The sequence below is a fragment of the Herpetosiphon gulosus genome, from assembly GCF_039545135.1.
Taxonomy (GTDB): Bacteria; Chloroflexota; Chloroflexia; order Chloroflexales; family Herpetosiphonaceae; genus Herpetosiphon; species Herpetosiphon gulosus.
On the sequence record NZ_BAABRU010000006.1, the window covers coordinates 356,297 to 363,543 of the forward strand.

The following is a 7,247-nucleotide window of genomic DNA, read 5'->3' on the forward strand; positions in this document are numbered from 1 at the left end:
ATTAAGGAGTGTGATGATGAACCTGTATCTTGTGCCACTGGCCGATATTGAAGCCAGCGTTGAAGCTGAATTGATGCCTGCCCGTTTAGCCGAATTAGCCGCGATTCCAAACCTAACCCTGGAGGTAATCGCTGCCTTGCCCAACCCGATTGTGCTTGATCGCCGCCCCCATGACAAGCTGGAAATTATGAATGGCCGTCATCGAATTTATTATGCCCGCCAAGCCAATTTGGTTGCTGTGCCCGCTCAATGCTTGTGGTTGCCGACGGATGATCTGCGGCTACCAGATTACCCACGCTATCAACCGCCAACCGAGATCGAACCAGCAAGTGAGCAAGTTGCGCCAATGATGAGTGCGCCAACGATTCCAATCAATCAGCCTAGCGCCGCTGAGCCTGATGCGGCAACCTCGCATGGTTTACCTGTACGCCCGAGTATTCCACGACATTGGCTAATTGGTGGCTTGGTAGGCACTGGTTTGTTGATCTTGGTTATTTGGTGGCTCCAGCAGGGGCGCTATCCTTCCAGTGCCCAAGCGCGGGCAATGCTCGATGAATATCATTTGGTGCGCAAAGGCATCGTACAGGTCGAAGATTTTAGCATCGTTGAGGCGGTTGGACTGGAGCGCTTTGGCACGGAATATTATCTGGTCACCTTTGAGGCCGATTTTGTCTATCAACAGGCGACTGGCGTTGGCTTTCTCGATTATGGCAACGAGGTTGGCGATGTTGAACATGTCGAGGGTGAGATTTATTTTGAGCAAACCAGCGATGGTTGGAAAGGCAAAACTGGCTCGATCAATCGCACTGACTATTAAAAGGACCATCAGTTATGCCAACTCTCTATTTAAATGAGCAAGGCACTCGCTTGGGCAAAAAAGATGAGCGTTTGATCATCCTGCGTGGCCAAGAGCTGATCAACGATATTCCAGTGATCAAAGTTGATCGGGTGATTGTGATGGGCCAAGGGGTGCAGGTATCGCATGCAGCAATTGTGTTTCTGGCTCAACGTGGAATTCCCTTAATTTTCACTTCTCAATCAGGCGGCTCACAGAAGGCCATGGTTTCGGCGGGCTTGGGCAATAATGCCGCCTTGCGCCTCGCCCAATGCCGAATTGTCGATAACCCAAATTTAGCGGTTCCCTTGGTGCAGGCGATTGTGGTGGGCAAAGTTGCCAATCAAATTCAGCTCCTAGAGCGTTATGGCAGCAATTGGGGTGGTATGGGGGTGCGTGCCAAGCAAACCATGCAGCATGTCATTCAACAAACGCAACGCATGCCCGATATTGACCAATTGCGTGGCCTCGAAGGAGCTGGGGCAGCGGCCTATTGGGGCGCATGGAGCGCTGTTTTCAAAACTGCCTGGGGTTTTGCGGGCCGCGCTTATCGCCCAACCCCCGATCCGTTGAATGCCCTGTTGAGTTTTGGCTACACGCTGCTACTCAACGATTTGATGACGGCGGTGCAATCGCTGAGCTTCGACCCCTACTTAGGAATCTTTCACACGGTGCAATTTGGGCGACCCTCGTTGGCGCTCGATCTCGAAGAGGAATTTCGGCCCTGTATCGTTGATCGGATGGTGTTGGATGTGCTTGATGCTGGCTTGTTGCAAATCAGCGATTTCAGCCGCACTGAAAAAGGCTTTTTGCTCAACGATCGTGCCCGTAAAACCTTTATTCAAGCCTATGAACAACGTATGCAAACCCCGATTCGCTATCCCGCTACTGGCAATAACGAACCACTACGGCGGGTACTTTTGCTGCAAACTCAGCATTTAGCCCGGGTTTTGCAAGGCGAAGAGCCTCGCTATCAGCCCTACTATTGGAGTGATTGAGCATATCGTTAACACCCCTAACCCCCGACCCCTCGCCCACTGCGGCGGGCGAGGGGAGCTAGCAATCCAAGGGTGGTTTCCACTGCGAACCACCAATGCTCTGGTTCATCGGTGGATGCCTGTTCACCACCACATGTCCTTGAGGGGGTGCAGGGGGATTAAAGCCCCTTGCGTCTCCCGCCTTGAGGCAGGACGGAAGGGTGGTGATCAATGGATTATTAAAAACCTCCCATTAAAAGGCGAGGGCTAAGGGGTGAGGGATCGCACTGAACCAAAATCAACTATCCAAATTACCGTTGAACAATATAACTAAGTTATCGTGATCAGCACGAGGATCAACTATGTTCATCTTAATTAGTTACGATATTCCCCACGATAAACGACGGAGCAAAATCGCCAAAACCCTTGAGAATTTTGGCAAGCGCGTGCAATATAGCGTGTTTGAATGCCAACTGACCGATAGCCAATTGGCTGATGTGCGTAACCGTCTGACCGCGCTGGTTGTGCCCAACGAAGATAGCATCCGCTTTTATTCGTTGCCCAAGGATGCAGTGACCGCGATTTTAATTCTTGGGCATGGGGTTGTAACCCAAGACCCAATCTTCTATTGGACTGATTAGCTCGAATTAATCTCGATTGCCAAGATCCGATCAAAGCGAAAAGCCCGCTCTTGCTGACGTAACTCACACCAGCCGCGAATCCCTGTGCTAGTCAGCTCGAGCGGGCGAATCGTGCGGGTCGTGATCCGATGTTCGGCTGGGGTGTAATAGCGCACGGTTAGGGTTTGCTGGTGATTGAGCGCTTGGCGACATGCTTGGCGCGTCTGTTCGACCGTCAGTTGCGCTTGAGGTTGTTGCCCAATTGCCAGCGCTTGGCTGCTAGCCAGTGGGTCTGGCGCAACACTTAATTGGAGACATTCCCAATCTTCGTCAAGCATACAACGTTGCTCAAACGATAGCTCAGCAATTAACTGCTGGGCCTGCTGATTGAAGTCAAGTCTATGGCTGGGCAGGTGTTGAGCAGCAATCCGCAACGCCAATATCTGCATGCTTATATGATTATCGAGCCTTGGCGCAGGTGTGGCATTCAGGCCCAAAACCTTGGCTACAGCATGCTCCGCCCCATGGCAAACCACCCGTTGCGCTTGATTAAAGCCAGGTTGTAAATAGGCTTGAATTTGCCAATTGGCTTGGGCGCTTGCCAAGGCTTCGGGGCTACCTTCAAGTAGCGTGATCTGGCGTAAGCGCGGTTGATGCTGAAGTTTTTCGATCAATGCCTGCAAGAGGGCCGGACGCTCGGCATACCACTGATCAATCGGTTGCCAAAAACTGCTGAGATCAAGCCCGTTGGCGAGCGCAGCGGCGACTGATGCTTGAGTAATTCGCCAACCATGGCTGGTTGCCAGCCCCCAACTTGCCCCCCACACCTGTAAGGCTGCTGGTAGCTCGGCACTTTTTGGCAAGAGCAAGCCATCGAATGCAGGCGCTTGCGCAATTAATGATTGCCAACCATGCCAAAATAGCCAGCCCTTGGCTAAGCTCACCACCCCCGCTGGTTGCAAGATACTCCGCAACCACCGATGCAAGAGGCGAATCTGCTGATCTGCTGCCAGCCCATTCCAAGCTGGATGATCGTGGAGCAATGCAGCCACATCCATGCTCCGTCGTTGCGCTTGGGTCTGCATCAAGCGCTCCAAATCGGCGAATAATGCTGCCCAATCGGGGCTTCGCCACGCTACCAAGCCACTTGCAGGCGGGTTACATGTGATCAGCTGCTGTTGTAACAAGCGTTGTTGTTCATCGATTGGGCTATGCAGCCAAACCCGACCACGCGGCGTAATTCGCCATTGTTCAAGTCGATAGGCCAGCCAGCCCGCTGCGTGCGCTACATGTAAGGCCAACCCAGCTGCATGGCGCGGTTGGGGAGTGTTGGCACAGGCAGCAACCAATGCAACCACGGTTTGAAACAAGGCTTGAAAGCTTGTAGCAACAGGAGTTGGTGGCAAGGCGGGAGTGCGGCGCAACCAACGACTGGTATCATTAATTAATACCACCTTGCGGCCCATGGTCGTGCGAATTGGCAATACCAAGCCCAAAACCGCCAAACGTTGGCCCGACGATAGCTGCTCAAGTGCGGGCCATGGAGCCTGCCAGCGCCAGAGATCAAGCTCCTGCGGCGTTGGCAACGGCTGCTCTCCCCGCCACCAAGCCTGCAACAATGCGCGATCAGCCGCAGTTAATGAACGCCGCACAAGCTGGCGATAGGGTGCAGCCTGCCAATGCTGCTCAATGGTGCTAGCTAAGTTGCGGCGGGTTTGCGAACCTTGGCGTTTACAAACGGTATAATGGGCCAATGTGCGCAAGGTTCGAATGGCCACCGTATGCAAGGCCGTGGTGGCATTTGGCTTGACAGCGCTGCTAGAATAGGCCATAGTGAATCCTTCAGATGGGCCGCAATCAATGAATAATGTTGATTTAGTTTACCATAATTTTTTGAATTGTCGCGTGCGCCAAATAGCTGGCATGGGCAGCAGCTTGCAGCCTACTGCTGGCCTAGCCTGCTGTCAAAAAGTGGACACAGAGGTATTTCAATCAACGCCCCGAGGACGAGGGGATTAAAACATTATTTCGCGGAGTTCACCGCGGACAAAGATCTTAACATTTCAATCAACGCCCCGAGGACGAGGGGATTAAAACGTAGCGCCCCAAAAGATAGTCAAAAGAACAAGGGTGTATTTCAATCAACGCCCCGAGGACGAGGGGATTAAAACGCTGCCACCGCGCACAAAGGCAGTGGCAAAAGAGCTCATTTCAATCAACGCCCCGAGGACGAGGGGATTAAAACACAATTTGGCCGTTTTTGAATGGATCAGTCATCACATTATTTCAATCAACGCCCCGAGGACGAGGGGATTAAAACCTGGTCCATGAGAATGTTTACTTATCTTTCCCTTTTTATTTCAATCAACGCCCCGAGGACGAGGGGATTAAAACGTCGACCTCCAAGTTGGCAAAATTCAGGCTTTGGCCTGGATTTCAATCAACGCCCCGAGGACGAGGGGATTAAAACGCGATGAAGCCTCTTTGGTTTATTCTCAGACATTCCAATTTCAATCAACGCCCCGAGGACGAGGGGATTAAAACCTGAATACAGGTTGTCACTTCGCTTACAATTGCATACTATTTCAATCAACGCCCCGAGGACGAGGGGATTAAAACCTGAGCCGCGAGATAAAGGGTTTTCAATCAGTACAGGAATTTCAATCAACGCCCCGAGGACGAGGGGATTAAAACTAGTATCATATTATTCTGCAGAAGTTTCTTGGACAATATTTCAATCAACGCCCCGAGGACGAGGGGATTAAAACTCATTTTCATGACCCTTTCACTAATTCTCTCCAGAATTTCAATCAACGCCCCGAGGACGAGGGGATTAAAACCATGATAACGTCGGCGGTCGGTAGGTGACATATATTTCAATCAACGCCCCGAGGACGAGGGGATTAAAACGAACATTGTCCGTCTCCTTTTTGTATAGGCGCATACCCGATTTCAATCAACGCCCCGAGGACGAGGGGATTAAAACCAAGCTGGGCCTCGAAGTACTTGCGTACGCCGAGGATTTCAATCAACGCCCCGAGGACGAGGGGATTAAAACCCTTTCAATTCAGGACTAGCGCCGATTCCAACGGACATAATTTCAATCAACGCCCCGAGGACGAGGGGATTAAAACCTCGTAGTTGTCTTACCATCTCAGGTAAGGTGTTCTATTTCAATCAACGCCCCGAGGACGAGGGGATTAAAACACAGCCGCCTAGCGGGTCGTGAGAGGCAAGTACACGGGGTATTTCAATCAACGCCCCGAGGACGAGGGGATTAAAACCCACAGTCTCACAGGGAATTTTGCTTACCCTTGCGCTTCTATTTCAATCAACGCCCCGAGGACGAGGGGATTAAAACTTGAGGGTAACCTCGGACAGCGCCATCGGCCCAGCCGGCCATTTCAATCAACGCCCCGAGGACGAGGGGATTAAAACGCTGCAGTTTGCCAGCTCGTCGCCCACAAGGGGTCGAGGGATTTCAATCAACGCCCCGAGGACGAGGGGATTAAAACAAATTCCGGCTCGAAATGTGCTTGAGCATATGGGACTATTTCAATCAACGCCCCGAGGACGAGGGGATTAAAACTTTCTCATCTGGTTTAGCAGGAATATTACTCCCATTAATTTCAATCAACGCCCCGAGGACGAGGGGATTAAAACGCAGACGCATCTGGTCAGGTGTTAGCTGAATGCAGCTTATTTCAATCAACGCCCCGAGGACGAGGGGATTAAAACTTGCGCAGGCTTTCGCACTCAGCGATCTGGTCCAGCATTTCAATCAACGCCCCGAGGACGAGGGGATTAAAACCCGGTGGGCAAGCTGCAATAGCTGGGGATCGGGTTGATTTCAATCAACGCCCCGAGGACGAGGGGATTAAAACCTCGTGGCGGTGGCCGACGCGGTTGGCGTGTTGGTATTTCAATCAACGCCCCGAGGACGAGGGGATTAAAACCTTATATTCTCTCCTTTGGAGAAAACAGACATCCACATTTCAATCAACGCCCCGAGGACGAGGGGATTAAAACGATGTTGATGATCGCAGTGTGCTTGGCGGTCCAATTGATTTCAATCAACGCCCCGAGGACGAGGGGATTAAAACGGGTTCAGATTATAAAAGATGTTGTAAACGTCATCTCATTTCAATCAACGCCCCGAGGACGAGGGGATTAAAACCTACTTGAGCTTGATCGAATTTCTTGTCGAAGATTAGAATTTCAATCAACGCCCCGAGGACGAGGGGATTAAAACTGGAACTTGTCCATGTCATACACCGGATGAAACTCGATTTCAATCAACGCCCCGAGGACGAGGGGATTAAAACCTGAGAAGCTACAAATCGATTCCTTCTCCTACCTCTCCATTTCAATCAACGCCCCGAGGACGAGGGGATTAAAACTTCCACTCCCTTTGCAACAGTTTGCGAAGCATCAAGCGAATTTCAATCAACGCCCCGAGGACGAGGGGATTAAAACAGATGCCGCTTATCGCCGCAGCGATTTCCGGGTATTTCAATCAACGCCCCGAGGACGAGGGGATTAAAACCTCACCCGTGATGGGGTCGGCGTAGCGCTTGGTATCGAATTTCAATCAACGCCCCGAGGACGAGGGGATTAAAACCCCTTTGGCAATGTTGGGACAGCCTTGCAGGCCCATATATTTCAATCAACGCCCCGAGGACGAGGGGATGTCACTTTCCGCCCTATACTACACAAAAATCGTTAGCAATCGCGCTCAATAATCGTCGGCAATCGTGCCCAATGTGGCCGATCGTCGGCAATACTGCTCATCTGACGTGCATTGCACCCCCATGT

At 51.6% G+C, this 7,247-nt stretch carries 4 protein-coding genes and 1 CRISPR repeat array; of the genes, 3 read left to right on the plus strand and 1 reads right to left on the minus strand.

Going from position 1 to position 7,247, the window contains the following annotated elements; translation table 11 throughout:
- Positions 1-13 precede the first annotated feature (13 nt).
- The 3 genes from ABEB26_RS10435 to cas2 all read left to right on the plus strand — a co-directional run bounded on the left by ABEB26_RS10435 (position 14) and on the right by cas2 (position 2,453).
- On the plus strand, positions 14-817 hold the full coding sequence (locus tag ABEB26_RS10435) for a hypothetical protein (RefSeq protein ID WP_345721936.1): 804 nt from the start codon (positions 14-16) through the stop codon (positions 815-817).
- A gap of 14 nt (positions 818-831) precedes the next feature.
- Positions 832-1,833 carry a CRISPR-associated endonuclease Cas1 gene (gene cas1 / locus ABEB26_RS10440; RefSeq protein WP_345721937.1) on the plus strand — a complete coding sequence of 334 codons (1,002 nt, stop codon included), beginning with the start codon at positions 832-834 and terminating at the stop codon, positions 1,831-1,833.
- A gap of 341 nt (positions 1,834-2,174) precedes the next feature.
- On the plus strand, positions 2,175-2,453 hold the full coding sequence (gene cas2 / locus ABEB26_RS10445) for a CRISPR-associated endonuclease Cas2 (protein WP_345721938.1): 279 nt from the start codon (positions 2,175-2,177) through the stop codon (positions 2,451-2,453).
- On the opposite strand, the gene ABEB26_RS10450 is transcribed toward cas2, so the two are convergent.
- Complete coding sequence (locus ABEB26_RS10450; protein ID WP_345721939.1) at positions 2,450-4,264, minus strand: WYL domain-containing protein; 1,815 nt, start codon at positions 4,262-4,264, stop codon at positions 2,450-2,452. The two genes, cas2 and ABEB26_RS10450, sit on opposite strands and share 4 nt — an antisense overlap.
- 153 nt (positions 4,265-4,417) lie before the next feature.
- Positions 4,418-7,128: direct repeats of the CRISPR family, unit length 37 nt; unit sequence ATTTCAATCAACGCCCCGAGGACGAGGGGATTAAAAC.
- The last annotated feature ends 119 nt before the right edge of the window (positions 7,129-7,247 follow it).